Annotated in this window: 20 protein-coding genes and 1 pseudogene; 3 read left to right on the forward strand and 18 right to left on the reverse strand. The window is 48.6% G+C overall.

The features are described from left to right. A pseudogene (locus tag DWX91_RS16930) lies at nucleotides 1-240 on the forward strand (hypothetical protein); the annotation flags it as partial. Between the two features lie 291 nt (nucleotides 241-531). Here the strand turns inward: DWX91_RS16930 and tuf are convergent. The 14 genes from tuf to DWX91_RS09475 all read right to left on the reverse strand — a co-directional run bounded on the left by tuf (nucleotide 532) and on the right by DWX91_RS09475 (nucleotide 20,498). Further along, on the reverse strand, nucleotides 532-1,725 hold the full coding sequence (gene tuf, locus DWX91_RS09410; RefSeq protein ID WP_107000672.1) for an elongation factor Tu: 1,194 nt from the start codon (nucleotides 1,723-1,725) through the stop codon (nucleotides 532-534). A gap of 155 nt (nucleotides 1,726-1,880) precedes the next feature. Next, nucleotides 1,881-4,001, reverse strand: coding sequence for an elongation factor G (gene fusA, locus DWX91_RS09415; RefSeq protein ID WP_118471396.1), 2,121 nt, complete (start codon nucleotides 3,999-4,001; stop codon nucleotides 1,881-1,883). Between the two features lie 15 nt (nucleotides 4,002-4,016). Then, nucleotides 4,017-4,487 carry a 30S ribosomal protein S7 gene (gene rpsG / locus DWX91_RS09420; RefSeq protein ID WP_022358473.1) on the reverse strand — a complete coding sequence of 157 codons (471 nt, stop codon included), beginning with the start codon at nucleotides 4,485-4,487 and terminating at the stop codon, nucleotides 4,017-4,019. A gap of 305 nt (nucleotides 4,488-4,792) precedes the next feature. Next, on the reverse strand, nucleotides 4,793-5,212 hold the full coding sequence (gene rpsL, locus DWX91_RS09425; protein WP_022358472.1) for a 30S ribosomal protein S12: 420 nt from the start codon (nucleotides 5,210-5,212) through the stop codon (nucleotides 4,793-4,795). Nucleotides 5,213-5,605: 393 nt separating this feature from the next. Further along, the gene (locus tag DWX91_RS09430) at nucleotides 5,606-6,022 is read right to left on the reverse strand and encodes a DUF5684 domain-containing protein (protein ID WP_022358471.1); all 417 of its coding nucleotides are present in this window, start codon (nucleotides 6,020-6,022) and stop codon (nucleotides 5,606-5,608) included. A gap of 21 nt (nucleotides 6,023-6,043) precedes the next feature. Then, the gene (locus tag DWX91_RS09435; RefSeq protein WP_118471398.1) at nucleotides 6,044-7,141 is read right to left on the reverse strand and encodes an N-acetylmuramoyl-L-alanine amidase; all 1,098 of its coding nucleotides are present in this window, start codon (nucleotides 7,139-7,141) and stop codon (nucleotides 6,044-6,046) included. Between the two features lie 360 nt (nucleotides 7,142-7,501). Further along, a complete protein-coding gene (gene rpoC, locus DWX91_RS09440; RefSeq protein WP_107000676.1) occupies nucleotides 7,502-11,152 on the reverse strand; it encodes a DNA-directed RNA polymerase subunit beta' in 3,651 nt (1,216 codons plus the stop codon). Between the two features lie 22 nt (nucleotides 11,153-11,174). Then, nucleotides 11,175-15,053 (reverse strand): DNA-directed RNA polymerase subunit beta, encoded by a 3,879-nt coding sequence (locus tag DWX91_RS09445; protein ID WP_107000677.1) that lies wholly within the window; start codon nucleotides 15,051-15,053, stop codon nucleotides 11,175-11,177. A 309-nt stretch (nucleotides 15,054-15,362) separates the two neighbouring features. Beyond that, the gene (locus DWX91_RS09450) at nucleotides 15,363-16,631 is read right to left on the reverse strand and encodes a TRAP transporter large permease (protein ID WP_118469150.1); all 1,269 of its coding nucleotides are present in this window, start codon (nucleotides 16,629-16,631) and stop codon (nucleotides 15,363-15,365) included. An 11-nt stretch (nucleotides 16,632-16,642) separates the two neighbouring features. After that, nucleotides 16,643-17,101 (reverse strand): TRAP transporter small permease, encoded by a 459-nt coding sequence (locus tag DWX91_RS09455; protein ID WP_118469151.1) that lies wholly within the window; start codon nucleotides 17,099-17,101, stop codon nucleotides 16,643-16,645. Between the two features lie 11 nt (nucleotides 17,102-17,112). Further along, nucleotides 17,113-18,144 carry a TRAP transporter substrate-binding protein DctP gene (gene dctP, locus DWX91_RS09460; RefSeq protein ID WP_118469153.1) on the reverse strand — a complete coding sequence of 344 codons (1,032 nt, stop codon included), beginning with the start codon at nucleotides 18,142-18,144 and terminating at the stop codon, nucleotides 17,113-17,115. Further along, nucleotides 18,144-18,836, reverse strand: coding sequence for a DUF2848 family protein (locus DWX91_RS09465; RefSeq protein WP_118469155.1), 693 nt, complete (start codon nucleotides 18,834-18,836; stop codon nucleotides 18,144-18,146). The genes dctP and DWX91_RS09465 overlap by 1 nt, the downstream gene beginning before the upstream one ends. Nucleotides 18,837-18,865: 29 nt before the next feature. Continuing rightward, nucleotides 18,866-19,651 carry a carbon-nitrogen family hydrolase gene (locus DWX91_RS09470; RefSeq protein ID WP_118469156.1) on the reverse strand — a complete coding sequence of 262 codons (786 nt, stop codon included), beginning with the start codon at nucleotides 19,649-19,651 and terminating at the stop codon, nucleotides 18,866-18,868. Nucleotides 19,652-19,787: 136 nt separating this feature from the next. Next, nucleotides 19,788-20,498 (reverse strand): GntR family transcriptional regulator, encoded by a 711-nt coding sequence (locus tag DWX91_RS09475; protein WP_243027674.1) that lies wholly within the window; start codon nucleotides 20,496-20,498, stop codon nucleotides 19,788-19,790. A gap of 389 nt (nucleotides 20,499-20,887) precedes the next feature. Between DWX91_RS09475 and DWX91_RS09480 the strand changes: the two genes are divergently transcribed. Beyond that, a complete protein-coding gene (locus DWX91_RS09480) occupies nucleotides 20,888-21,373 on the forward strand; it encodes a hypothetical protein (RefSeq protein ID WP_022360091.1) in 486 nt (161 codons plus the stop codon). 93 nt (nucleotides 21,374-21,466) lie between these two features. Here DWX91_RS09480 and DWX91_RS09485 read toward each other — a convergent pair whose 3' ends face one another. The 3 genes from DWX91_RS09485 to DWX91_RS09495 all read right to left on the reverse strand — a co-directional run bounded on the left by DWX91_RS09485 (nucleotide 21,467) and on the right by DWX91_RS09495 (nucleotide 23,982). After that, nucleotides 21,467-21,916, reverse strand: a complete 450-nt coding sequence (locus DWX91_RS09485; RefSeq protein ID WP_107000678.1) for a DUF1934 domain-containing protein — start codon at nucleotides 21,914-21,916, stop codon at nucleotides 21,467-21,469. A 3-nt stretch (nucleotides 21,917-21,919) separates the two neighbouring features. Continuing rightward, on the reverse strand, nucleotides 21,920-22,783 hold the full coding sequence (murI, locus tag DWX91_RS09490) for a glutamate racemase (protein ID WP_118469160.1): 864 nt from the start codon (nucleotides 22,781-22,783) through the stop codon (nucleotides 21,920-21,922). A gap of 137 nt (nucleotides 22,784-22,920) precedes the next feature. Next, nucleotides 22,921-23,982 (reverse strand): D-alanine--D-alanine ligase family protein, encoded by a 1,062-nt coding sequence (locus DWX91_RS09495; RefSeq protein ID WP_182431243.1) that lies wholly within the window; start codon nucleotides 23,980-23,982, stop codon nucleotides 22,921-22,923. Nucleotides 23,983-24,120: 138 nt separating this feature from the next. Here DWX91_RS09495 and DWX91_RS09500 point away from each other — a divergent pair, with 138 nt between their 5' ends. Beyond that, nucleotides 24,121-24,816: a hypothetical protein gene (locus DWX91_RS09500; protein ID WP_118471400.1), complete on the forward strand. Its 696-nt coding sequence runs from the start codon at nucleotides 24,121-24,123 to the stop codon at nucleotides 24,814-24,816. Here the strand turns inward: DWX91_RS09500 and DWX91_RS09505 are convergent. After that, entirely contained in the window at nucleotides 24,761-25,387 is a 627-nt protein-coding gene (locus DWX91_RS09505; RefSeq protein WP_107000681.1) for an HD domain-containing protein, read from the reverse strand. The genes DWX91_RS09500 and DWX91_RS09505 overlap by 56 nt on opposite strands. Between the last annotated feature and the right edge of the window lie 18 nt (nucleotides 25,388-25,405).

A 25,405-nucleotide genomic window follows, 5' to 3' on the forward strand; every position in this document is an offset into this window, starting at 1 on the left:
CGGCGCTGCGGGGCCGACTGGCGCAACCGGTCCTACCGGCGCTGCGGGTCCTACCGGCGCTACAGGAGCTACCGCGCACAGGGTCCTACCGGCGCAACGGGTCCTACCGGTCCCGCCGCCATCGTCACCGCCGCTGCTCCCGTCGCAGATGCAACAAGTGCTGAAGATGTCGTTGAACGCTTCAATGAACTTCTTGCCAACCTGCGTGCCGCCGGACTTCTGGCAACCGACAATGCGTAAAAGGCTGAAATTCTGTGAAAAAGAATGTACCTTGACACATTCGGGCGTCTCGCGCGGTCGCTTGCGACATGTTTCTGCTTCGCGCGAGTACGCATCCTCGCGGAGCGTTTGTTGTTTCATAGAACGCAATTTCCTATGAAACAACAGAAAAACCCCGGAAACCTTACGGTTCCGGGGTATCTCTTACGTCTGGACACAATGCGCTTCCTGGAAGCGACTTTATATTATATATATACGGTACATCTTCTTGCCTGCTGCGCATACAAGAAGCACCTTTGTTTAATTCATTGATTACTCAATGATAGTAGCAACTCTACCAGATCCTACTGTACGGCCGCCCTCACGGATAGCGAAACGAAGACCCTGCTCCATAGCTACCGGATGAATCAGCTCTACAGTCATCTCTACGTTGTCGCCCGGCATACACATCTCGGTACCAGCCGGTAACTCACAAACGCCTGTTACGTCAGTGGTTCTGAAGTAGAACTGCGGACGATAGTTGTTGAAGAACGGAGTATGACGACCACCCTCGTCTTTTGTCAGAACGTAAACCTGAGCAGTAAATTTCTTATGGCATTTTACAGAGCCCGGTTTAACCAGACACTGACCACGCTGGATGTCAGTTCTCTGAACACCACGAAGCAGAGCACCGATGTTATCACCAGCCTCAGCCTGATCAAGCAGCTTACGGAACATCTCGATACCAGTTACAACAGTCTTACGAGTCTCCTCGTGAATACCAACGATCTCAACCTCATCGTTCAGTTTCAGAGTACCACGCTCAACACGGCCGGTAGCAACAGTACCACGACCTGTGATGGTGAATACGTCCTCGATTGGCATCAGGAACGGCTTATCAGTAGCACGTACCGGATCCGGAATGTAGGAATCTACAGCGTCCATGAGCTCCATGATCTTGTCGCCCCACTCGCCGTTCGGATCTTCAAGAGCCTTCAGAGCAGAACCCTGGATGATCGGTGTGTCATCGCCCGGGAACTCGTACTCGTTCAGCAGGTCTCTGATCTCCATCTCAACCAGCTCAAGCAGCTCCGGATCGTCTACCATATCGCACTTGTTCATGAATACTACGATGTACGGTACGCCTACCTGACGGGAAAGCAGGATGTGCTCTCTTGTCTGAGCCATAACACCATCGGTAGCAGCTACAACCAGAATAGCGCCATCCATCTGAGCAGCACCAGTGATCATGTTCTTAACGTAGTCAGCATGTCCTGGGCAGTCAACGTGTGCGTAATGTCTCTTCTCTGTCTGATACTCAACGTGTGCAGTAGAGATAGTAATACCACGCTCTCTCTCTTCCGGAGCTTTATCGATATCCTCGAAGTTCTCAGCTGTGTTACCAGCTACTCTTGCAGCCAGAACTTTTGTGATAGCTGCTGTCAGGGTTGTTTTACCATGGTCTACGTGTCCGATAGTACCAATGTTACAATGCGGTTTAGTTCTTTCAAACTTTGCTTTTGCCATTTTAAGACGTCCTCCTTAATTTACACCCAATACGGGTATCTCAATTTATGTTAGGCTGACTCTAATTATATTCGATTAGAGCCGTTTTTTCAAGCCTAATATTGCTTTTCCGGGCAGTTATCTGCCCGGAAAAGGCAATATAGTTACATTTTTAATTATTTCTCAGCTTTTCCAGCAAGAACTTTCTCCTGAACGCTCTTCGGAACCTGCTCATATTTCTCAAAGAACATGGAGTAGTTACCACGTCCCTGAGTTCTGGAACGAAGGTCGGTAGAATAACCGAACATCTCTGCCAGCGGAACATAAGCCTTAACCAGCTTGCCGCCGCCGATGTCTTCCATACCCTCGATACGACCACGACGAGAGTTGATATCACCGATGATATCACCCATATACTCTTCCGGCATGGTTACCTCAACCTTCATGATCGGCTCAAGCAGTACCGGGTTACCTTTACGCATAGCATCCTTGAATGCCATGGAACCTGCGATATGGAAAGCCATCTCAGAAGAGTCGACCTCATGGTAGGAACCATCGTATACGTCAGCGTGAACGCCGAGTACCGGGAATCCGCCAAGGATACCTGCCTTAGCAGCCTCTTCAATACCTTCGCCTACAGCCGGGATGTACTCTTTCGGGATAGCACCGCCGACAACGCTGGACTCAAACTTGAAGGTCTCTTCGCCGTTCGGATCCATCGGAGTGAAGTGTACCTTACAGTGACCGTACTGACCACGACCACCAGACTGTTTTGCATACTTGCTGTCTACATCTACAGCCTTTGTGAAGGTCTCTTTGTAAGCTACCTGCGGAGCACCTACGTTAGCTTCAACGTGGAACTCACGAAGCAGACGGTCTACGATAATCTCCAGATGGAGCTCGCCCATACCAGCGATGATTGTCTGACCAGTCTCTTTGTTTGTATAAGCACGGAAGGTCGGATCCTCCTCTGCCAGTTTTGCAAGAGCCTCGCCCATCTTGTCCTGACCAGCTTTGGTCTTCGGCTCGATAGCGATGTCGATAACCGGCTCCGGGAACTCCATGGACTCCAGGATTACCGGATGCTGCTCATCACAGATAGTATCACCTGTGGTGGAGAACTTAAATCCGATCGCTGCTGCGATATCACCGGAGTAAACCTTTTCCAGCTCGTGACGCTTGTTGGCATGCATCTGAAGGATACGTCCAACACGCTCTTTTTTGTCCTTTGTTGCATTCAGTACGTATGAACCGGAGTTCATAACACCTGAGTACACACGGAAGTAAGCCAGCTTACCTACGAACGGGTCGGTCATGATCTTGAATACAAGAGCAGAGAACGGCTCTTCGTCGGAAGAATGTCTTACAGTCTCGTTGCCATCCAGGTCAACACCCTTGATCGGCGGGATGTCAAGCGGAGACGGCATGAACTCAATGATAGCATCCAGGAGCTTCTGAATACCCTTATTTCTGTATGCGGTACCACAGCATACCGGGATAGCCTGACACTCACAGGTTGCTTTTCTTAATACTTTCTTTAATTCATCTACAGACGGCTCTTCACCCTCAAGGTATGCCATCATCAGATCATCATCCAGCTCGCAGATCTTCTCTACCAGCTCGGTGTGGTAAAGCTCAGCGTCATCCTTCATATCCTCCGGGATATCAAGGATGCTGATGTCCTCACCCTTATCATCATTGTAGATGTATGCTTTCATCTCGAACAGGTCGATAATTCCCTTGAAATCATCTTCCTTGCCGATCGGAAGCTGTAAACAGATAGCATTCTTACCAAGTCTGGTCTTGATCTGCTCTACACAGCCATAGAAGTTTGCACCCAGGATATCCATCTTGTTGATGAATGCCATACGCGGTACATTGTAGGTATCAGCCTGACGCCATACGTTCTCAGACTGCGGCTCTACACCACCCTTAGCACAGAATACACCTACAGCACCGTCCAGTACACGCAGGGAACGCTCAACCTCAACCGTGAAGTCAACGTGTCCTGGAGTATCGATGATGTTGATACGATGCTCCAGAGCGCCTGGTTTCGGTTTGCAGTTTTCCTGCAGAGTCCAGTGACAGGTTGTCGCTGCAGAAGTGATGGTAATACCTCTCTCCTGCTCCTGAGCCATCCAGTCCATGGTAGCAGTACCTTCATGAGTATCACCGATCTTATAGTTAACACCAGTATAATACAGAATACGCTCAGTAGTGGTAGTCTTACCAGCATCGATATGAGCCATAATACCAATATTTCTGGTTCTCTCTAACGGATATTCTCTTCCAGCCAAAGCTTTTTCCTCCTATTAGAATCTGTAATGAGCAAATGCCTTGTTAGCCTCTGCCATCTTATGCATATCTTCTTTCTTCTTCACAGATGCACCAGTGTTGTTAGCTGCATCCAGAATCTCTTTTGCCAGTCTCTCTTCCTGAGTCTTCTCGCCTCTCTTACGGGAGTACAGAGTGATCCAGCGAAGTGCAAGAGCCTGTCTTCTTTCCGGCTTAACCTCGATCGGTACCTGATAGGTAGCACCACCGATACGTTTTGCCTTAACTTCCAGAACCGGCATGATGTTGTTCATTGCCTCTTCGAAAACCTCTACAGCTTCCTTACCGGATTCTGCAGCGACACGATCAAACGCGCCGTATACGATCTTCTGAGCAACGCCCTTTTTGCCGTCCAGCATGATGTTGTTGATTAATTTAGTAACAACCTTGTTGTTGTACAGCGGATCCGCTAATACGTCTCTTTTCTGAGTATGTCCTTTACGTGGCACGTTACTTCCCTCCTTAATATCTGCTCCGGCGGGGAGCCGCGGGAGCCATTCATTAGATCTTAGGTACTCGCATTGAACACTTAGCGAGGTTCCTCACGAGCTTAGTGTGAAAGCGCACCTGCGAAACGAGCGCGTCTTTCAGCGCGACATTGAGCATGGTGCTTCCTCTCTTCCTACTCGGCAGGTTCTCTCTAAGTTCAACCTGCGTCTCGTGCGCGGTTCTATGATTCCCTGCAACCTACAGGATCAATATCAAAGTCCGGCACATTCATTCTAAATCTAATAGAACTTCTACCTAATTAAAATTATTTCTTGTCTTTCGGTCTCTTAGCGCCGTATTTGGAACGCGCCTGTTTTCTGTTGGCTACGCCTGCAGTATCAAGAGTACCTCTGATGATGTGGTATCTGGTACCTGGTAAGTCTTTTACACGACCACCACGAATCAGAACAACGCTGTGCTCCTGTAAGTTGTGTCCCTCACCCGGGATGTAGCTTGTTACTTCGATACCGTTGGAAAGACGAACTCTGGCGATTTTTCTAAGAGCAGAGTTAGGCTTTTTAGGTGTTGCAGTCTTAACGGCTGTACACACGCCTCTCTTCTGCGGTGCAGAAACGTTGATAGCTTTCTTCTGTAAAGAGTTGTATCCCTTCTGCAGAGCCGGAGCTGTTGATTTCTTTTCAGATGTCTGTCTTCCCTTTCTTACTAACTGGTTAAATGTAGGCATCCTTTTCACCTCCTGTGATATTGTCTGTGGTTGCTTTTTTAAGCTTGTATTTCCGCGCAGAAATTCCTTGAATTTTGCACGCTTACTTATTATAGCTAGTTTGAGTTGCACTGTCAAGGTATAAAATGCAAATTTTTCCCGTAAAATAAAGGGTTTGTTACTGTTCACGCATACGTGCCCAGTAACGGAATTTGCCGTGGCTTCGCATTTAAATACGGCAAATTCCTGCTGCCACCACGTTTTCTTACGGCATTTTCGGTTCCAAAAGTGCCTACCTGTGAGCAGTAACAAGGGTTTTGTGCTGTAGCCAGGTACAGTGCAAAACCCTCTATTGTCTCATCTGACTCTTTTTTTTCTGGAAAATATCTTAAATATCCCGGAACTTCATTTCCGCTACTCCTGCGGTCCCATGTACTCCGAATCACCAAAACCAAGAATCAGCATAAAAAGCGGATTCAGGAAAAATAAACCAATCGTAAATCCTATCCCGTGACCATAGGCACACGCCAGCTTATAGAGTGCCACCACATTCATGAGTGCTGTTCCCAGAAGCGCAAGCGAACCGATAACTCCCACGATTCCGCCGAAGGAATTTAAAATACCTCCGCCGACCGCCAGTCCCAGTGCCACCCAGAAATACTGCACATCCCATGTCAGCCGGTACTGTACATAGCCATTGTAAATTGGAATGATGGATTTCCATCCTTCTTCCCCGGCTTTTGTAAAAATCTTCCAGTATGCAATTACCTGCAGAATATAAAAGATAAACGCAAATAATGCATATGCCATAATAAACGCCACCAATCCCATATGCTTTCCTCCTTTCAGTTTTTACTGTCCGAAGAACGTATTCACGCCAGCCAGCAGTCCGTTCGCCAGCGTCTCAAGCGTCGCACCCGAATGATCGGACGCCTTATCTCCCAGCTCAATATCCACACTCGGAATCGTTGAATAGGAAGTCTGGGTCAAATCCATCTCCATGCTGCCTTTGGAATAAATCTTCACACCCGCGCTCTTTAAGCCGCTGATCAGCGACTCGCCCAGTTGCTTGTGCTGCTTCCAATGAGAGGCAACCGGCTCCATCGCACGGTAGGTTGCATTGCTTGGAACGCTCATGAAAAAGGCACCCTTGTTGCTGCTGGTTGAATCCCAGTGCAAGGCTATATGACAGTCCGCGTTGTTATTCGCAATGACCGTACGGGCTATATTATCCAGCTGTACATCATCTGATTCACGGATCATCAGTACATCATAGCCTGCATTCAGAAGTTTTGTCTTAAGCACCTTTGCCATAGCAAGTGTTACCTTGCTCTCTGCTGTTCCATCTGCAAAGGTCATACCGCTGGAAACTGCCACTGCTGAGGTAGCACCGGCTCCGGTTGTGCCGCCGGTTACTTTCGCACTTCCATCCGGATGACACTGGGTCTTGACGCTTCCGCCACCGTTTGTTCCATGTCCGGCATTGACGCAGACCACTTTATTTTTCTTGTTGGAAGCAGTCGAGCGGTACAGGGTCGCAGTTCCGCTGTTGATCTTTGAATAATTTGCGTATTTATAATTAGAAGAAAGTGCGATCTCCGTGCCGCCGGATGTCTGCGCTCCCGCTGCTGTCTGGCTGGTTGTCTGGACAGCACCTGCGGATGCCGGTTTTTTGCTTGTCACATAGGCGGATGAAACGTAATACTTCTTTCCATTCAAAAGAATCATCGTCCACTGCCCGCTGGTTCCCACGCGCTCCAGCTTCTGACCGTAGGACAGATTGCCCGCGATATTATTGTCCTTGATCTGCGCCGATGTCCGGTAGCGCAGGGAAGACGTATTGACATACACCGAGTCACCTGCCAGCGCGATCTGCGACATACCGGCTGTCACCAGCAGAGCCGCCGCCAGTCCCAGTGTATGTTTTTTGAGCCGATTGTGTCTCTTCATCTATATAATCTCCTTCCAATGTCTCTATTTTTTAAATAATTGTTTCTGTTTTGAAAGTCTAAAATCGTTAAATTTGTTTTTTAAATTCATACAATTCAATCACATTACTTTGGATTTTAAACATTTCCTTTATAAGTATAACGGATTTTCCCCTTCGATTCAACCAATCCCGCGCTTCTATTTCTTACGGTTTTCTGTCTATGATATGGCAGGAATGAATGTGCCTTGGCACATTCGGGCGTCTCGCTCGGTCGCTTGCGACAACCTACAGCTTCGCGCGAGTGCGCATCATTGGCACAAAAAAAGACCGCCGCATCTCTGCGGCGATCTCCAAAAAACGATTCCGTTTTTCATTTTTAATTATTCTTCACTCAGCTCATCCTCGTTGAGTACAATCTTGTCTGCCTCGTCCAGTTCAGCCGGCTCGTTGAAGTCGTCCTCTGCCAGATCGATATCATCCTCTTCCTCAACATCAGTGTTCAGCTTGATGGAGCGGTAACGCTTCATACCGGTACCAGCCGGAATCAGCTTACCAATCAGAACGTTCTCCTTCAGACCAATCAGCTTATCTACCTTTCCGTTGATGGCAGCCTCGGTCAGAACCTTGGTTGTCTCCTGGAAGGATGCAGCGGATAAGAAGGAGTCGGTTGCCAGAGATGCCTTGGTGATACCCAGCATAACCTGACGTCCGATCGCCGGCTCTTTGCCCTCGGCTTCCAGCGCCTCGTTCATCTCGTTGAAATCGAGTACATCCATGGATACGCCCGGCAGTACGTCGGAATCTCCACTTTCCTCAATCTTAATCTTCTTTAACATCTGGTGTACGATCATCTCGATATGCTTATCGTTGATTTCTACACCCTGTAAGCGGTATACACGCTGTACTTCCTGGATCATGTAATCCTGTACGGCGCGGACGCCCTTGATCTTCAGAATATCGTGCGGGTTCACGCTACCTTCGGTCAGCTCGTCACCAGCCTCCAGAACCGCGCCGTCCTGAATCTTGATACGGGAGCCGTAAGGAATCAGGTATGTCTTGGAATTGCCCGTCTCATTATCCGTGATAATGATCTCACGTTTCTTCTTGGTATCTTTGATGGTTGCCACACCGCCGAACTCAGCGATGATAGCAAGTCCCTTCGGCTTACGTGCCTCGAAAAGCTCCTCGACACGCGGAAGACCCTGTGTGATATCGCCACCGGCAACGCCGCCCGAGTGGAACGTACGCATGGTCAGCTGTGTACCAGGCTCACCGATGGACTGTGCCGCGATGATGCCGACTGCCTCACCGACCTGAACCGGCTGACCGGTTGCCATGTTGGCACCGTAGCACTTCGCACACACACCGATATGGGATTTACAGGTCAGGACGGTACGGATCTTGATGGAATCTCTGCCCTGTTTCTTCAATGCTGCCATAACAGCCGCTGCACGCTTCGGCGTACACATATGATTCTTCTCAATCACCACTTCACCTGTATCCGGGTCTGTGATTGTCTCAGCGATGAAACGTCCTGTGATACGCTCCTGCAATGTCTCGATGGTCTCCTGACCATCCATGAATGCCTTGATCTCCATATACGGAATCTCCGGCTTATCCCAGCAGCAGTCCTCCTCGCGGACGATCAGATCCTGGGATACGTCTACCAGACGTCTGGTCAGGTAACCAGAGTCGGCAGTACGCAGAGCCGTATCGGACATACCTTTTCGAGCTCCGTGTGCGGAGATGAAGTACTCCAGTACGTCCAGACCCTCACGGAAGTTGGACTTGATAGGAAGTTCAATCGTATGACCGGTCGTATCTGCCATCAGTCCTCGCATACCAGCAAGCTGTTTAATCTGCTTATCCGATCCTCGCGCACCGGAGTCAGCCATCATGAAGATGTTGTTATATTTGTCAAGTCCTGTCAGCAGGTCGTGAGTCAGCTGATCATCGGTTGCCTTCCAGGTCTCGATAACTTCTTTGTAACGCTCTTCCTCTGTGATAAGACCACGGCGGAAGTTCTTTGCGATATGGTCAACCGTTGCCTGCGCGTCAGCAATCAGCTTCGGCTTGCTTGCCGGTACGGTCATATCGGAAATCGATACGGTCATGGCTGCACGTGTAGAGAACTTGTAGCCAATCGCCTTGATATCATCCAGGGTGATCGCTGTCTGGGTTGCACCATGGACATTGATAACCTTCTCCAGAATCTGCTTTAACTGCTTCTTGCCTACGTGGAAATCAACTTCCAGTTTCAGCTCGTTCTCTTTCTGGGAACGGTCTACGAAGCCCAGATCCTGCGGAATGATCTCGTTGAAGATGAAACGTCCAACGGTAGACTCGATGATACCAGTCTTCGTTGTGCCATCCGGCATCGTGCGGGTTACTCTTACTTTGACACGGGAATGCAGGGTAACAACCTTGTTCTCGTATGCAAGAATCGCCTCGTTGATGCTCTTGAATGCCATACCCTCGCCCTTGGCGCCCGGACGTTCCTGGGTCAGATAGTAAATACCAAGTACCATATCCTGGGAAGGAACGGCTACCGGACCACCATCGGACGGTTTTAACAGGTTGTTCGGAGAAAGCAGCAGGAAACGGCACTCTGCCTGTGCCTCCACGGAAAGCGGAAGATGTACCGCCATCTGGTCGCCATCGAAATCGGCGTTGAATGCGGTACAAACAAGCGGATGCAGCTTGATTGCCTTACCTTCTACCAGAATCGGCTCGAATGCCTGGATACCCAGACGATGCAGTGTAGGAGCACGGTTTAACATAACCGGATGCTCTTTGATTACATCCTCGAGAACGTCCCAAACCTCCGGCTGAAGGCGCTCTACCATCTTCTTTGCATTTTTAATGTTATGAGCGGTTCCGTTGGAAACCAGCTCTTTCATAACGAACGGTTTAAACAGCTCGATCGCCATCTCTTTCGGCAGACCGCACTGGTAAATCTTTAACTCCGGTCCTACGACGATAACGGAACGTCCAGAATAGTCAACTCGCTTACCCAGAAGGTTCTGACGGAAACGTCCCTGTTTACCCTTTAACATATCAGAAAGGGACTTGAGGGCACGGTTGCCAGGACCGGTAACTGGACGGCCACGGCGGCCATTATCAATTAATGCGTCAACTGCCTCCTGAAGCATACGTTTCTCGTTGCGCACGATGATATCCGGTGCGCCGAGCTCCAGAAGTCTTGCAAGACGGTTGTTACGGTTGATAATACGACGATACAGATCGTTTAAGTCGGAAGTTGCGAAACGTCCGCCATCCAGCTGTACCATCGGACGGATATCCGGCGGGATAACCGGGACAACGGTCATGATCATCCACTCCGGTTTGTTGCCGGAATTTCTGAATGCCTCTACGACTTCCAGACGCTTGATGATACGAGCACGCTTCTGTCCGGTTGCATCCTGTAACTGGTTTCTCAGATCCTCAGAATCCTTCTCCAGGTCGATCGCCTTTAAAAGCTCCTGAATCGCCTCGGCACCCATGCCGACACGGAAAGAACCGTAACCGTATTTCTCGATCTCGTCACGGTACTCCTTCTCAGACAGAACCTGCTTCATCTGCAGTCCGGTCTGTCCCGGATCCAGCACGATATAGGAAGCGAAGTACAGAACCTTCTCCAGAGTTCTCGGAGAAATGTCCAGAATCAGACCCATGCGGCTCGGAATTCCCTTGAAATACCAGATGTGGGAAACCGGAGCTGCAAGCTCGATATGACCCATGCGCTCACGGCGGACGCTGGCTTTTGTAACCTCAACGCCGCAGCGGTCACAGATAACACCTTTATATCTGATTTTTTTATATTTACCACAGTGGCACTCCCAGTCCTTGCTCGGTCCAAAGATTCTCTCACAGAACAGGCCGTCTTTCTCCGGCTTTAATGTTCTGTAGTTGATGGTCTCCGGCTTTTTAACCTCGCCGTGAGACCACTCCAGAATCTTTTCAGGGGATGCCAAACCGATCTTGATTGCGTCAAATGTCAATGGTTGATATGTTTCATTTGTCTCTGGCATGAGCGGTACTCCCTCCTATCGATTATTCTTCGTCGTCAGATCCATTATCATCGGAAACGTCTGCATAGTCATCGTCCGTATAGCCGTCTGCCTCTGCTGTATACTCATCGTGCTCTACATCGGTCAGCTCACCATCTTTAAATTCCTGCTCCTGGTAACCGTAGTTGCCGAAGGACTCATTCTGAGAGTAACGCTTGCTGTCACCCTCGATGACGGAACGAAGATCGGTATCGCCTTCGTCGATGTTCTCCTTGAGCTCGATCTCGGAACCGTCTTCTGCCAGAACTCTGACATCCAGACCCAGGGACTGAAGCTCTTTTAAGAGTACCTTGAAGGACTCCGGAATACCCGGCTCCGGAATATTCTCGCCCTTGATGATTGCCTCGTATGTCTTCACACGACCTACCACATCATCGGACTTCACGGTCAGGATCTCCTGCAGCGTGTAGGATGCGCCATACGCCTCCAGAGCCCAAACCTCCATCTCTCCGAAACGCTGGCCACCGAACTGAGCTTTACCACCCAGCGGCTGCTGTGTAACGAGGGAGTAAGGACCTGTGGAACGTGCATGAATCTTATCATCAACCAGATGATGCAGTTTCAGGTAATGCATGTGTCCGATTGTAACCGGGCTGTCGAAGTATTCGCCGGTACGTCCATCTCTCAGGCGGACTTTACCGTCACGTCCGATCGGAACGCCCTTCCAGAGTTTTCTGTGCTCCAGATGGGTACCCAGATACTCCATAACTTCCGGATCTACAATATCTTTATATTTTGCTTCGAACTCTTCCCAGGAGGTGTTGACATAGTCATTTGCCATCTCCAGAGTGTTCTGAATATCTTTCTCGTCTGCTCCGTCGAAAATCGGGGTGGATACATCAAAACCAAGTGCTTTGGCAGCAAGGCTTAAATGAATCTCCAGGACCTGTCCGATATTCATACGGGACGGTACGCCCAATGGGTTCAGTACGATGTCGAGCGGACGGCCATTCGGAAGGAACGGCATATCCTCAACCGGAAGTACACGGGAAACGACACCCTTGTTACCATGACGACCAGCCATCTTATCGCCGACGGAAATCTTTCTCTTCTGTGCAATGTAGATACGAACGGTCTTATTTACACCCGGAGCCAGCTCGTCGCCGTTCTCTCTTGTAAATACCTTCGCATCAATGATGATACCGTATGCACCATGCGGTACTTTCAGGGAAGTATCACGAACCTCTCTTGCCTTCTCACCGAAGATCGCACGTAACAGGCGCTCTTCTGCGGTCAGCTCGGTCTCTCCCTTCGGAGTAACCTTACCTACCAGGATATCACCGGCACGAACCTCTGCACCAATGCGGATGATACCGCGCTCGTCCAGATCTTTCAGTGCATCCTCGCCGACACCCGGAACATCTCTTGTGATCTCTTCCGGTCCCAGCTTGGTATCACGTGCTTCTGCCTCGTATTCCTCGATATGGACGGAGGTATATACATCCTCCTGAACCAGACGCTCAGACAGAAGAACGGCATCCTCGTAGTTGTAGCCTTCCCAGGTCATGAAGCCGATCAGCGGGTTTTTGCCCAGACCGATCTCACCGTTGCAGGTGGACGGACCATCTGCGATAACCTCGCCAGCTTCGACATGGTCATTCTTGTATACAATCGGTTTCTGATTGTAGCAGTTGGACTGGTTACTTCTCTTGAATTTTGTCAGATGGTATACATCGCGGTTTCCATCGGAATCTCTCTTGATGATGATCTCGTTGGAAGCGGAGCGCTCAACCACACCGGCATTCTTTGCAACGACACACACACCGGAGTCAACAGCTGCCTTCGCGGAAATACCGGTATCGACAACGGCTCTCTCGGTGGTCAGAAGCGGTACCGCCTGACGCTGCATGTTCGATCCCATCAGAGCACGGTTCGCATCGTCGTTCTGCAGGAACGGAATCATGGAAGTAGCTACGGAGAATACCATCTTCGGGGATACGTCCATCAGGTCGATTTTCTTCTTCTGGAACTCGGAGGTCTCCTCACGGAATCGACCAGATACGTTATTGTGGACGAAGTGTCCTTCTTCGTCTAACTGCTCGTTTGCCTGTGCAACAACGAAGTTATCTTCCTCGTCTGCTGTCAGGTATACAACCTCATCCGTAACAACCGGGTTGGACGGATCGGTTTTATCTACTACACGGTACGGAGCTTCGATGAAACCGTACTCATTGACACGTGCGTAAGATGCCAGGGAGTTGATCAGACCGATGTTCGGTCCCTCAGGTGTCTCGATCGGGCACATACGGCCATAGTGTGTGTAGTGTACATCTCGTACCTCGAATCCGGCACGGTCTCTTGACAGACCGCCAGGACCCAGGGCGGAAAGACGTCTCTTATGGGTCAGCTCGGACAGCGGGTTGTTCTGATCCATGAACTGGGACAGCTGGGAACTTCCGAAGAACTCCTTGACTGCTGCTGTAACCGGCTTAATATTGATCAGGGACTGGGCAGAAACACCTTCCATGTCCTGTGTTGTCATACGCTCACGTACCACACGCTCCATACGGGACAGACCGATACGGTACTGGTTCTGAAGCAGCTCGCCGACCGCACGGATACGACGGTTGCCCAGATGGTCGATATCATCTGGATTGCCGATGCCGCCTTCCAGATGCATGTTGTAGTTGATGGAAGCGATGATATCTTCCTTCGTAATGTGCTTCGGAATCAGGTCATGGATATCTCTGCGGATAATCTCTTTTAACTCCTCATCAGAAGCGCCGGCATTTTCTTCCAGAATACCCTGGAGAACCGGATAGAATACTAACTCTGTGACGCCTACTTCTTCCGGATCGAAATTCACATAAGCGCCCAGATCTACCATCATGTTAGAAAGAACCTTGTGATTCTTCTTCTCACCCTGAATCCATACAAACGGAACGCCTGCGTTCTGGATGTCAGTAGCAAGTTCCTTGGTGACCTTTGTTCCCTGCTCCGCCAGAATCTCTCCGGTAGTTGTATCAACCACATCCTCAGCCAGAACGTGACCTACGATACGGTTCTTAAAGTGAAGCTTTTTATTGAATTTATAACGACCTACCTTTGCCAGATCGTAGCGGCGCGGATCGAAGAACATGCTGTTTAACAGGCTCTCTGCGCTGTCTACGGAAAGCGGCTCACCCGGACGAATCTTCTTATATAATTCCAGAAGACCATCCTGGTAGTTGTTGGACGGATCCTTCTCGAAGCTCTTCTCCAGTTTCAGCTCATCGCCGAACAGGTCAATGATCTCGGCGTTAGTACCGTAACCAAGAGCACGGATCAGAACAGTAACAGGAACTTTTCTGGTCCGGTCTACACGCACGTAGAAAATGTCGTTGGAATCTGTCTCATACTCCAGCCAGGCACCCCGGTTCGGGATAACGGTGCAGCTGTATAACTCTGTACCGATCTTATCGTGCGCGATTCCATAATAAATACCAGGGGAACGAACAAGCTGGCTGACGATAACTCGCTCCGCTCCGTTGATAACGAAGGAGCCGGTGTCGGTCATAAGTGGAAGATCACCCATGAAAATCTCATGTTCATTGATCTCATCTTTATCTTTATTGCAAAGTCTTACCTTTACCTTCAGAGGAGCTGCATAGGTCGCATCGCGCTCTTTGCACTCTTCGATCGTATATTTGATATCGTTTTTACACAGTGTAAAATCCACAAATTCCAGACTCAAGTGACCTGCGAAATCCGTGATCGGGGAGATATCAGCAAACACTTCTTTCAGTCCCTCATCCAGGAACCACTGATACGAGTTTTTCTGAATCTCAATCAAATTCGGCATTTCCAGAACTTCTTTTTGTCTTGAGAAGGTCATCCTTACACCTTTACCGGTTTTTACCGGACGCATCCTGCTTTTCTCCATTCGATGTTTCACCCCTGTTTTCTTTCTATCTCTATGGTTTGCATTTTTCCATCTCCGAACCAGCCTTGTTTCATGCTGACGGAGCTGCACTGTCATTTGGGCATACGAATACCCGGAAAACACAGTTTTCCACAATAGTGCATTCTCCATCTTAGCATGGGATTTGATGGGTGTCAAGTGGTTTTTTTGATAGATTTGGAATAAATTTGGAATGATTATGAAAAAGTTTTCTCAAGAAACGCCAGAATCCGGACAGACAACAGACGCCGCTCCCCAGATGATAGCGGCGTCCGATTTTTTATAGAAATTTTATGCAAATAAATTCGGTAAAAATGTAACGGTCTGTGGAATATAGGTAATCACCAAAAGGACAATCAGAAGGACTGCTAACATAGGGAGCAAATCCCGCATCTGGTCTTTCAGGCTTACCTTGGCAATCGATCCCGATACAAACAGGCACACGCCCAGCGGAGGCGTACACATACCAATTGTCAGGTTGACTGCCATGACCAGGCCAAAATGGATCAGGTCAATTCCCATTGCCTTAACAAGCGGCAGGAAGAGTGGGGTAAAGATAACCAGCGCGCTTGTCGTATCGATGAAGGTGCCTGCAATTAACAGAATCACATTGATGATCATCAACAATACATATTTGTTGCTGACCGTGCTGGACAGCAGGGCGCTGACGGTCTGCGGAACCTGTGCAACCGTGATAACCCAGGTAAACAGGCTCGCACAGGACACAACGATTAAAACCTGTCCCGTTGATTTTGCACAGTCCACAAAGAGGTCAAACATCTTGGACGGCTTTAACTCCCGGTAAACAAAACCGCCGATGATAATCGCATATGCACACGCGATAGCGCCGGACTCGGTTGCCGTAAAAATACCAGATAAGATACCTCCAATGATGATAATCGGCATAATCAGGGCAAGAAGGGCATCTTTTCCGGTACGGATTCTCTCCTCACGGCTCGCCTTTTTCTCACGTCCTACATAATGTCTCTTTTTTCCTACATAATAACTGTAAATCATCAGTCCGAGTCCCATGATAATGCCCGGGATAAATCCACCGATAAACAATTTACCAACGCTCACACCTGCCATCGTTCCGTATAGCAGAAGTGGAATACTCGGAGGAATGATCGGTCCAATCGAACCGCCGCAGGCGATTAACGGAGCCGAAAACGTATCTTCATAGTTTTTCTCACGCATGATCGGAATCATAATGCCACCGATCGCTGCGGTTGCCGCGATCGCAGAACCTGTGATCGCCGCAAAGAACATACACGCCAGAATACTTACCAGTGCCAGACCACTTGGAAAATGTCCGATCAGCGCATCGGCAAAATCGACGATTCTTCTGGAAATACCGCCCTGAACCATCAGACCTCCGGCAAGGATAAACAGCGGAATCGCAATCAGCGCCGTGCTGTCAGCACCGGTGAACATTCTCTGGATAACAACAATTAACGGGGTTCCTCCCTGGATAATTCCAGCCACCGATACCATTCCGAGTGAAAAGCAGATCGGAATTCCTATTAAAAACAAGACAAATAATAAGACAATATAAATCATACCTTTCCCTCCTAATCATTCTTTTTCAGCTGCTCTGCCATATTTTTAATCATATAGAACAGCATAATCGCTCCGGCACTTGGAATACTTGCATAGTAAACACTCATTGGAATCGGCAGATAGGAAGTCGTCTGCGTCCATCCAAACGCACAGAATTTAATTCCAAATACAATCATAAAAATGAAAAAGAGAGACAATACCAGGTCAATTCCCAGTTCCACCACCTTGCGGATTTTAACTGGAAACGACATCAGCAGAACATCCACGTTCAGGTGTTCCTTTTCCCGCACACACCACGCAGCGCCCCAGAATACCAGATAGGTAAATGCCAAACGCAGGATATCCGTACTCCACGGAAGCGGAGATTTTAAAACAAAGCGGCATAAAACCTGTAAAAAGGTAATGACAAATACCACAATCGCGCTGATTCCCATGACAGCTTTTGTAATCTTATCGACCAGACCAGACATTTCCCATCCCCCTATTCTTTCCCATGCGTATTTCTATACTCTTCAACCGCCTGTTTTACCTTTTCCGTCAATTCCGGCGGAACCAGTGCCGTTACAGCCGGTTCCTGATACAGGCTGGCCGTTGCATCCTGGAAGGACTGTAAATCTGGATCCTTGCATACCTTTACGCCGTTCGCTTCAATCGACGCAAGCATCTCTTCTTCCATGTCCGTTACTTCCTGACGCTGTGTATCTTTTGCGTATTCAGCCGCCTCATCGATCCAAGCGCGCTCTTCATCGGTCAGTTTATTATAAAAGTCAAGGTTCATGATCATGCTTTCCGGCGCATATGTGTGACCATCCAGAACCATATATTTCTGCACTTCATCAAACGCAGAACTGGAAATAGACGCGATCGGGTTTTCCTGACCATCTACGGTTCCCTGCTGAAGAGCAGTATAAAGCTCGTTAAATGCGATCGGCGTCGCAATAAATCCAAGGTGATCTGCCAATGAGAACCAGATCGGAGACTCCTGTACGCGGATCGATAATCCCTTCATGTCGGATGCCTTGGTCACTTCTTTTTTATTATTCGTAAAATGACGGAAGCCTAACTCACAGAAACCCAGGTGTTTAAAGCCCTGTGCCTCAAACTTCGGTTCCAGTTCTTTCTGCAGCGTATTATCCAGGACATAGTATGCTTCCTGCTTATCCGCAAAGAGATACGGGATTGCCAGAACCTGCGTCTCCGGCACGAAGCTTGGAAGCGCGCCATCCGTTGTTACAATCGCAAGCTCTATCGAACCAATCTTGACGCCTTCCGCCATTTCGCGCTCACCGCCCAGCTGCGCGCTCGGGTAAATCGTCACTTCGAACCGATCACCTGCCAGTTCCTCCAGCTTTTCCTGAAATGCCGCTGCCGCCATCGTTGACTGGTGCTTCTCATTTCCAACTGTCGCTATTTTCAACTTGATATGTCCGCTGTCTGATGTACTGCCGCAGCCGGTCAACACCGTTGCTCCCAAGACAAGTGCCGCGAACGTCCCTGCCCAACCTTTTTTCATTACCGTTCCTCCTCGCTGATGACATCCACTTCATACTCCGACGATAACTTCCGGTTCAGCTTTTTATCTTCCATCTCATAGCGGAATTTACTGCCGAAACGGAATCCATCCTTGACCGGCACCGTTCCGGAAAAGATCACACAATTATCAATTCCGCCAACCCGCTCGTCCAGTTCTTTTAAGATGGTTTCCACCGGGAGAATATCTGACAACGTTCCCTCCTGATATAAAACTTCCGTTCCATCCAATGTCTGCCAGGAATGAAGCTCTATCTCATCCCAGTGATCCTTGACATCCTCGTACTCCCAAACGGTATCGCAAATCGGCTTCGCACAAATCTGTTTCGCTTTTGGAACACTGGCTGCCTCAAGCTCCCGGTCTGTGTGGTCGCTTCCCAATCCGATGTAAATCGTCTTATCTTTAATGACAATCACATACTCGACTTCTCCACAGGTCTTTTCGCCCACAAACTCCAGTTTCTTTTCCTGTGTTAAAACGTAATTGCCACACTGGAAAATGGTCGGTATTTTCTTCGGTGCCGGAACGCCTAATTCCCGTTCCAGTTCTTTGATATGCTCCATCGTCTTTTCAATGTTTCTGCCTGCATATCCAATGGCAAACACCCTCTCATAATTCAGCTCCAGCGGCTTTTCTCCGTTCTTTCCCTGAACCGTAAAACACATTGTATCCATCCTGTTTCCTCCTTATTCCATTCCCTCTTTTATATCTTATATACTTCCGGCAGCCGATCCCGATAAACATTGATCGAATCTCTGACCCCATCGACTGCTCCAATCTCCATATCTGCCATCAGTATCTGTTCCGCTTCTCCGCCCAGCACCAAGCACTCTCCCATCGGTCCATAGACGGCAGAATGTCCGCCGCACTTTGTATTTCCAGCCGTTCCGACCGAATTAGTACAGCATAAAAAGCTCTGACTTTCAATTGCCCTCGCCCTGTTCAAGGTATCCCAGTGAAGAAGTCTCGTATCCGGCCACTGTGCTACCACAAACTGGACTTTTGAACCCGCAAGCATCTCGGAACGAATCAGTTCCGGGAACCGGATATCATAACAAATTACCAGACTGCACGGGATTCCATCCAATTCAAAATTGCAGATGTTTTTTCCATGTTCAAAATACTCATGTTCGCCGGACGGGCTGAACAGATGCACCTTGTCATATTCCATCACCACTTCGCCGTCCCGGTTAAAGACAGCGGCTGTATTATAAATCTTCTCATCCCGGCAATTTGCCACGGAACCGGCAATTATATTGACACGGTATTCTTTCGCCAATCTGGAAAACAGCTTTTTGGTCTGTTCCAAATTCACATCCGACACCTCTTTCAGATTTTCTCTCGGAAAAAAACCGGTGTTCCATGTCTCCGGAAGTGTGATCACATCCGGTTTCAGCTCTGCAGCCATCCGGACCAGCTTTTCTGCTTTTTCAAAATTTGCCTCCGGCTTCCCCAACTGCATATCCATCTGAATCATCGCAACTCTCATACCTGACCTCCATTTTACGGTATTTGGTATTCGGTATTTGGTATACCAACAATTAGAATAATAACACTCTCTTTTTTTATCGTCAATCTACTCTTTTCACAAAAACCGAAATCTCTTTTTGGATGATCTTCCAATTTTATCTGACATTTTGCTTCATTGCATGGTTCTGGTTGATATTTTTTTCTGTTTCCTCCATATGGATCTTCATCGCCCGAACTGCCGCTTCCACATTTTTCTGTTTCAAAGCGTCTAAAATTCCCTGGTGTTCATCGATCGTTGTCTGACGCCGTTTATCCGTTCCCCTCACTGCCTGCATTCCCATAAAGCGGAACATATCATAATAATTGCTCAGCAGTTTTAAAAGCTCACGGTTCTGGCTCATCTGGTAGATATAGGTATGAAATTCCCGATCCAGCTGAATAAATCTCGTAATATCATAATGTTCCAGGACTTCCTTCTGTTTCTCCTGAATCTCTTCCAGACATTTCAGATCTTTCTCTGTGACATTTTTCACAGCATCCTCGATCGCAGATAACTCCAGCGCGCTTCTGACACGAGTCAGCTCCCACATATAATGCGGGTCAAATTCACGCACCACCGTTCCCTTGTATGTTTCCATCTGCAGCCAGCCATCTCTGGCAAGCATCTGCATCCCCTCACGGATCGGCGTGCGGCTGATTCCGAGTTCTTCTGACAATTTTCTCTCATTCATCACGAACCCCGGGGGATAAACGCCCGTCATGATCCCCTTTTTTATTTCGTTATATACCTGGTATTTATACCCCAGCTGTTTTTCTACCATACTTCCCTCACATCCATCAACTTCAATGCTAATATATGTTATCATCCCTCATATATCAACTATCATATGCATATCACACAGTCACTCTAATTGTCAAGCTATTTGCAGGTTTTCTGACCCTGCCAGCACTTACAGCCCTGCCTTTTCTGATTAGTGCAAACAAATCTTTTCAATAAATTATGCCCACCTTAATGCACTTATCTTTCTATCAGGATTCCATCATCCACATTATCATTACGATGAAATGGCGGGATAACATGATTTTGGTTTTTTTTATTTTTAAGTCCCCATCGCCATAGTTACCCGTCTATTTTTCTTGCCATTTCCCCTCTCCAATGCTATAATACATAGTAATTGCGCGGCTATTTTCGTTATTTCTGCGAAATGGGATTGGATTTGCGTCCCGCCGCTATCTACAACGGAGGTATATATATATGTCATTTTGGAATGTACTGCTAGTTATTATCGTCATTCTGGCTATCCTTCTTGTCGTACTGTATATTCTGGGTTCCCGGATGCAGAAACGTCAGGCAGAGCAGCAGACTATGATCGACGCTTCGAAACAGACTGTTTCGATTCTGGCGATTGACAAAAAGAAACTGAAAATCGGAGATTCCGGTCTCCCGAAGATGGTTATTGACCAGACTCCATGGTATATGAAGTGGGCGAAGCTCCCGATCGTAAAGGCTAAGATCGGACCGAAGGTTGTGACCATGATCGCGGATGAGAAGGTATTCCTTCAGTTACCGCTCCGCACCGAGGCAAAGGTTGTCATCAGCGGTCTTTATATCACAGAGATTAAGAGCGTGCGCGGAGGCATCCCGCCGCTGCCGAAGAAGAAAAAATTCTTTGACCGTTTCAAGAAAAATACAGAAGAGGCAGCAAAGAAAGAAGCTTCCAAGTCCAAGAAAAATAAATAATGGATCTTAAAATCCCGGAAATGTAACTGATTGCACGTTTCCGGGATTTTTGATTCATCGATTTTATTTCTTTGTTTCTATATTCTTTTATATTTACTGCTCTTTCAGGTTCAATTTCGCCGTCGCCTTCGATTTCACATCAATTTCAATATGGCTCTGGCTGGTCTGCTCATAGTTGAGTTCCAGCGTATAATCAATCTGGATTTTCAGATGATCCGGACCTTCATTGATCTTGATGCGGTCGGTCGTGACACCCACGATCATCTGACCGTATGGAGTCACATAACAGCTGACATTCGGACGGTTCTCCTGAAAAATCATATGCGCCCGCGCATCGCCTCCCTTGATCATATCGACGCTGTCCGCATTGGCTTTGATGGTATTGCGGATGCTTCCTTCCTCGCCCTCCAGTATCTCATCATAGATGATATAATGCTTGCCATTTTTGAAATAATAGCTGCCTGCCATGATAACCTCCAGGTTATTCGTCTCCCCGTCCGCAATATGGGCACCGCGCACGGATACAAGCACATCTTTCGTCATATTTTAATACTCCTCAATGTTAATCTGTTTCGTGTCTTTTACCTCTTTTGGCAGAATCGCCTTGGCAAAACGCGTGAAATTCTCCGCCCGGTCGCTGACAAAGAACTGATACTGGTCAAGAATCGGCTCCCCGGCAGCAGCGCGGCGGCTGTTTTCCTCCGAAAAACGTTCCAGATCCTCCGAACTGCGTGTCAGATCCATGTCCCGCAGTAGAGTTTTAAGTTCAACCGCCGTCTCATATGCCGGATTTACCAAAGTCACCTCGTCACCCATCAGCCGATGCAGTGTCGAACGCAGCAGCGGATAATGCGTACATCCCATAACCAGCGTATCAATGTATTTTTCTTTCAGCGAAGAAAGATACCGGGAGGCAATCTCATCTGTTACCGAATCATGGAAGAGTCCTTCCTCCACCAGCGGCACAAAGAGCGGACACGGTTTTCCAATGACCTCAATATCCGGGCGCAGCTTCTGCATTTCTCTGGTATAAATACCGCTCCGGATGGTCGCCTCGGTTCCAATCACGCCAATCTTTCCATTATGGGTTGCCTCGGCAGCCGTGCGCGCGCCCGCGTAGATAACCCCGATGATCGGGATATCCAATTCCTGTCTGACCGTCTCCAGTGCACACGCCGAGGCCGTGTTGCAGGCAATCACGATCGCCTTGACTCCCTGTGTTTTCAGAAAACGGATGATCTGGCGGGAATAGCGCAGTACCGTCTCCTGCGATTTACTTCCATATGGAACGCGCGCCGTATCTCCAAAGTATACGATGCGCTCCTGCGGCATCTGACGCATGATCTCACGGGCTACCGTCAGACCGCCGATGCCTGAATCAAAAACTCCGATCGGGGCATTTCTATCCATGTTTACCTTCCTTTCGGCAAAATTCTTATGGTCATGTTTCCATTCTTTCCCGAACATCTGTGTATATCGAATCATATAACGTCCAAAAGTAGATTCTCTCACACTGTTTCAGGATTCTGAAACAGTTTTATTTATTTCTAGGCTTCGTAGCGTTTCAGTCCGTGTTCAATCAGCTTTGTCACCATCTCCGACTTCGGGATTCCGGCCGCCTCAAAGAGCATCGGGTACATACTGATCGCGGTAAAGCCCGGCATGGTATTGATCTCATTGAAGATAACCTCGCCGTCCTTCGTCACAAAGAAATCGACACGCGACAGACCATAGCCATCTACCGCCTTGAAAATACGTCTCGCCGCCTGACGCACACGCTCGGTCGCATCGCCCGGAAGCTCTGGATTTACAACGGTTCTGGACTCTGCGTTGTAATATTTCGCATCAAAATCATAGAAATCGGCTGCTGCCAGAATCTCGCCAACACCGGAAGCGATGACCGGTTCTGTGCCATTTCCAAAGACCGCACATTCGATCTCACGGCCGACGATCGTCTCCTCAACCAGAATCTTGCAGTCATGGTGCGCCGCCTCCTTTAAGCCTGCAATCAGCTCTTCGCGATCCGACGCCTTGCTGACACCTCTGGAAGAACCTGCATTGGACGGCTTGATAAATACCGGATATGCGAACCGGTTCTCGATGCGTGCCACAACCTCATCCATCTTTTCAAGTTCTTTGCGGATGACCAGCTCATATGCCGCCTGGCGCACGCCTGTGTGGTCAACGATCTGTTTTGTATACACTTTATCCATCGAAACGCTGGACGCCAGCACACCGCATCCGACATACGGGATTTTTGCCAGCTCAAAGATGCCCTGAATGGTGCCGTCCTCGCCCCAGAGTCCATGCAGAACCGGGAATACCACATCAATGCGGATCATTTCCGCCTTACCATCTTTCAGGACGATCACGGATTTCTCCGTTGCATCCGGGGAAAGGATCGCGGTCGTCGTGTTCTTTCTCCAACTCTCATCCTCGATCTGCTCGACCGAGTCAACCAGCAGCCATTTTCCCTCTTCGGTAATGCCGATCAGGGTTACATCATAGCGCTCTGTATCTATATTTTTAATGACATTGATTGCCGACATACATGAAACAATATGTTCCGAAGACCGTCCGCCAAATACCACAAGTACACTCTTTTTCATAATATCCGCCTTTCTGCCGGGTGTGGGAAGCTTCACCACACGCCGGAATGCTATTCCAAAATATAGTTTAGATTATACCATAACTGTCAATACTTGCGACAAGAAGATTCGATTTCTTTCAGTAAAAGGAGAGCCATTATGTTAAATCAAGTGATTTCGTTCCAGTCTGAAAATTCTCTGTCATCCGCATCCAGGATTCATCCACCTGTTACCAATAAATGCCGCCATTTTTCCACCGGTTCCTGCAAGTTTTCCCATATCTACGATGGAATACTCCCGCTTCTCGCATTATGTTCCATGCTCTTATTTCTGCTTTTCTGCCTGCCTCTTCTTACTTTTACCAGAAACCAGATTCAGCAGAAAGTCCTGGCGTACGCGATCGCCCCGCCGATCCTGCAGACTCATGTGATCGACAACTGGTGGGGTGTTCTCTATCCGCCGCCCGCCCTGTCCGGAGGTGTCATGCCGGAAGAAAACTCAAAAAATCAGAGCGCCGATTCCGTCTCTGACGCTCTGATTTTTGATAACGATATGAACTGGCTGTCGCAAAAGAAACATATCGTTTTTGATGTAAACAAGAAAGCTGCTGCTCTGATTTCCTCTAAAGCTGACCCGATGACTTGCTCCAATCACTCGGAACGTTCTGGAACAGCTTCAGCTTCCAAAATAACCACCGAACCGACAGAATCTTCTTCGAACTCAAAAATAGCAGCCACGCACGCCGTTTCCGCTGACAGCAGTCTGCCGGATAAAGCTCATGCTTCCTCCGACAATTCGATTACTCTTCGGGTAACGTGTCGTTTTTTATCTTTCCTTCCCGGAGGCTCGGAGTGATGAAATTCTCATAGGAATAGTTCCACAGCGTCTCCGAGCCCTTGGCGGTATTCTTATTTCTTCCAAGAATCTGGCTCAGGTGCACGCCGCGCGTCGCCCACGCCTTTCCCTTGGAAGCATCATTGAGCATCGTCGGCTGGATGTTGTCCATCGTATGTGCAAACCGCGCTTCCGGCGTCTCCCCGGCTTCAAATTCATCCCAGAGAGCGCGCAGTTTTTCGCCCTGATCCGGCGGCAGCATTCCGAAAATGCGCTCTGCACCCTTTAATTCTCTCTCCCGCTGGGTTTTCTTCGCCTCCTCATCATAGGCATACGTGTCGCCGGCGTCGATCTCGACCAGATCATGAATCAGAAGCATGGTAACCGTTTTCAGCACATCGATCGGCTCATTGGAATACTCCGCCAGAAGCACCGTCATGATCGCCATATGCCATGCGTGCTCCGCGTCATTTTCCTTCCGCTCGCCGTCTGTCAGATACGTCTGGCGACCAATAAATTTCTCCTTGTCTATCTCCCGGATAAATGCAAACTGCTGCTCCAGACGTTCTTTCTGTTTCTGATTTATATCCATTGTTTCCGCCTCCCTGGT

This window comes from Clostridium sp. AF22-10, from assembly GCF_003478725.1.
Lineage (GTDB): Bacteria > Bacillota > Clostridia > Lachnospirales > Lachnospiraceae > Otoolea > Otoolea fessa.

Excerpts from the sequence above, each read along its gene's own strand:
- tuf (WP_107000672.1), bottom strand. The coding sequence starts at position 1,725 with ATGGCAAAAGCAAAGTTTGAAAGAACTAAACCGCATTGTAACATTGGT.
- rpsL (WP_022358472.1), bottom strand. The coding sequence starts at position 5,212 with ATGCCTACATTTAACCAGTTAGTAAGAAAGGGAAGACAGACATCTGAA.
- DWX91_RS09430 (WP_022358471.1), bottom strand. The coding sequence starts at position 6,022 with ATGGGATTGGTGGCGTTTATTATGGCATATGCATTATTTGCGTTTATC.
- DWX91_RS09435 (WP_118471398.1), bottom strand. The coding sequence starts at position 7,141 with ATGAAGAGACACAATCGGCTCAAAAAACATACACTGGGACTGGCGGCG.
- rpoC (WP_107000676.1), bottom strand. The coding sequence starts at position 11,152 with ATGCCAGAGACAAATGAAACATATCAACCATTGACATTTGACGCAATC.
- DWX91_RS09445 (WP_107000677.1), bottom strand. The coding sequence starts at position 15,053 with ATGGAGAAAAGCAGGATGCGTCCGGTAAAAACCGGTAAAGGTGTAAGG.
- DWX91_RS09450 (WP_118469150.1), bottom strand. The coding sequence starts at position 16,631 with ATGATTTATATTGTCTTATTATTTGTCTTGTTTTTAATAGGAATTCCG.
- DWX91_RS09455 (WP_118469151.1), bottom strand. The coding sequence starts at position 17,101 with ATGTCTGGTCTGGTCGATAAGATTACAAAAGCTGTCATGGGAATCAGC.
- dctP (WP_118469153.1), bottom strand. The coding sequence starts at position 18,144 with ATGAAAAAAGGTTGGGCAGGGACGTTCGCGGCACTTGTCTTGGGAGCA.
- DWX91_RS09465 (WP_118469155.1), bottom strand. The coding sequence starts at position 18,836 with ATGGATACAATGTGTTTTACGGTTCAGGGAAAGAACGGAGAAAAGCCG.
- DWX91_RS09470 (WP_118469156.1), bottom strand. The coding sequence starts at position 19,651 with ATGAGAGTTGCGATGATTCAGATGGATATGCAGTTGGGGAAGCCGGAG.
- DWX91_RS09475 (WP_243027674.1), bottom strand. The coding sequence starts at position 20,498 with ATGATAACATATATTAGCATTGAAGTTGATGGATGTGAGGGAAGTATG.
- DWX91_RS09480 (WP_022360091.1), top strand. The coding sequence starts at position 20,888 with ATGTCATTTTGGAATGTACTGCTAGTTATTATCGTCATTCTGGCTATC.
- DWX91_RS09485 (WP_107000678.1), bottom strand. The coding sequence starts at position 21,916 with ATGACGAAAGATGTGCTTGTATCCGTGCGCGGTGCCCATATTGCGGAC.
- murI (WP_118469160.1), bottom strand. The coding sequence starts at position 22,783 with ATGGATAGAAATGCCCCGATCGGAGTTTTTGATTCAGGCATCGGCGGT.
- DWX91_RS09495 (WP_182431243.1), bottom strand. The coding sequence starts at position 23,982 with ATGAAAAAGAGTGTACTTGTGGTATTTGGCGGACGGTCTTCGGAACAT.
- DWX91_RS09500 (WP_118471400.1), top strand. The coding sequence starts at position 24,121 with ATGTTAAATCAAGTGATTTCGTTCCAGTCTGAAAATTCTCTGTCATCC.
- DWX91_RS09505 (WP_107000681.1), bottom strand. The coding sequence starts at position 25,387 with ATGGATATAAATCAGAAACAGAAAGAACGTCTGGAGCAGCAGTTTGCA.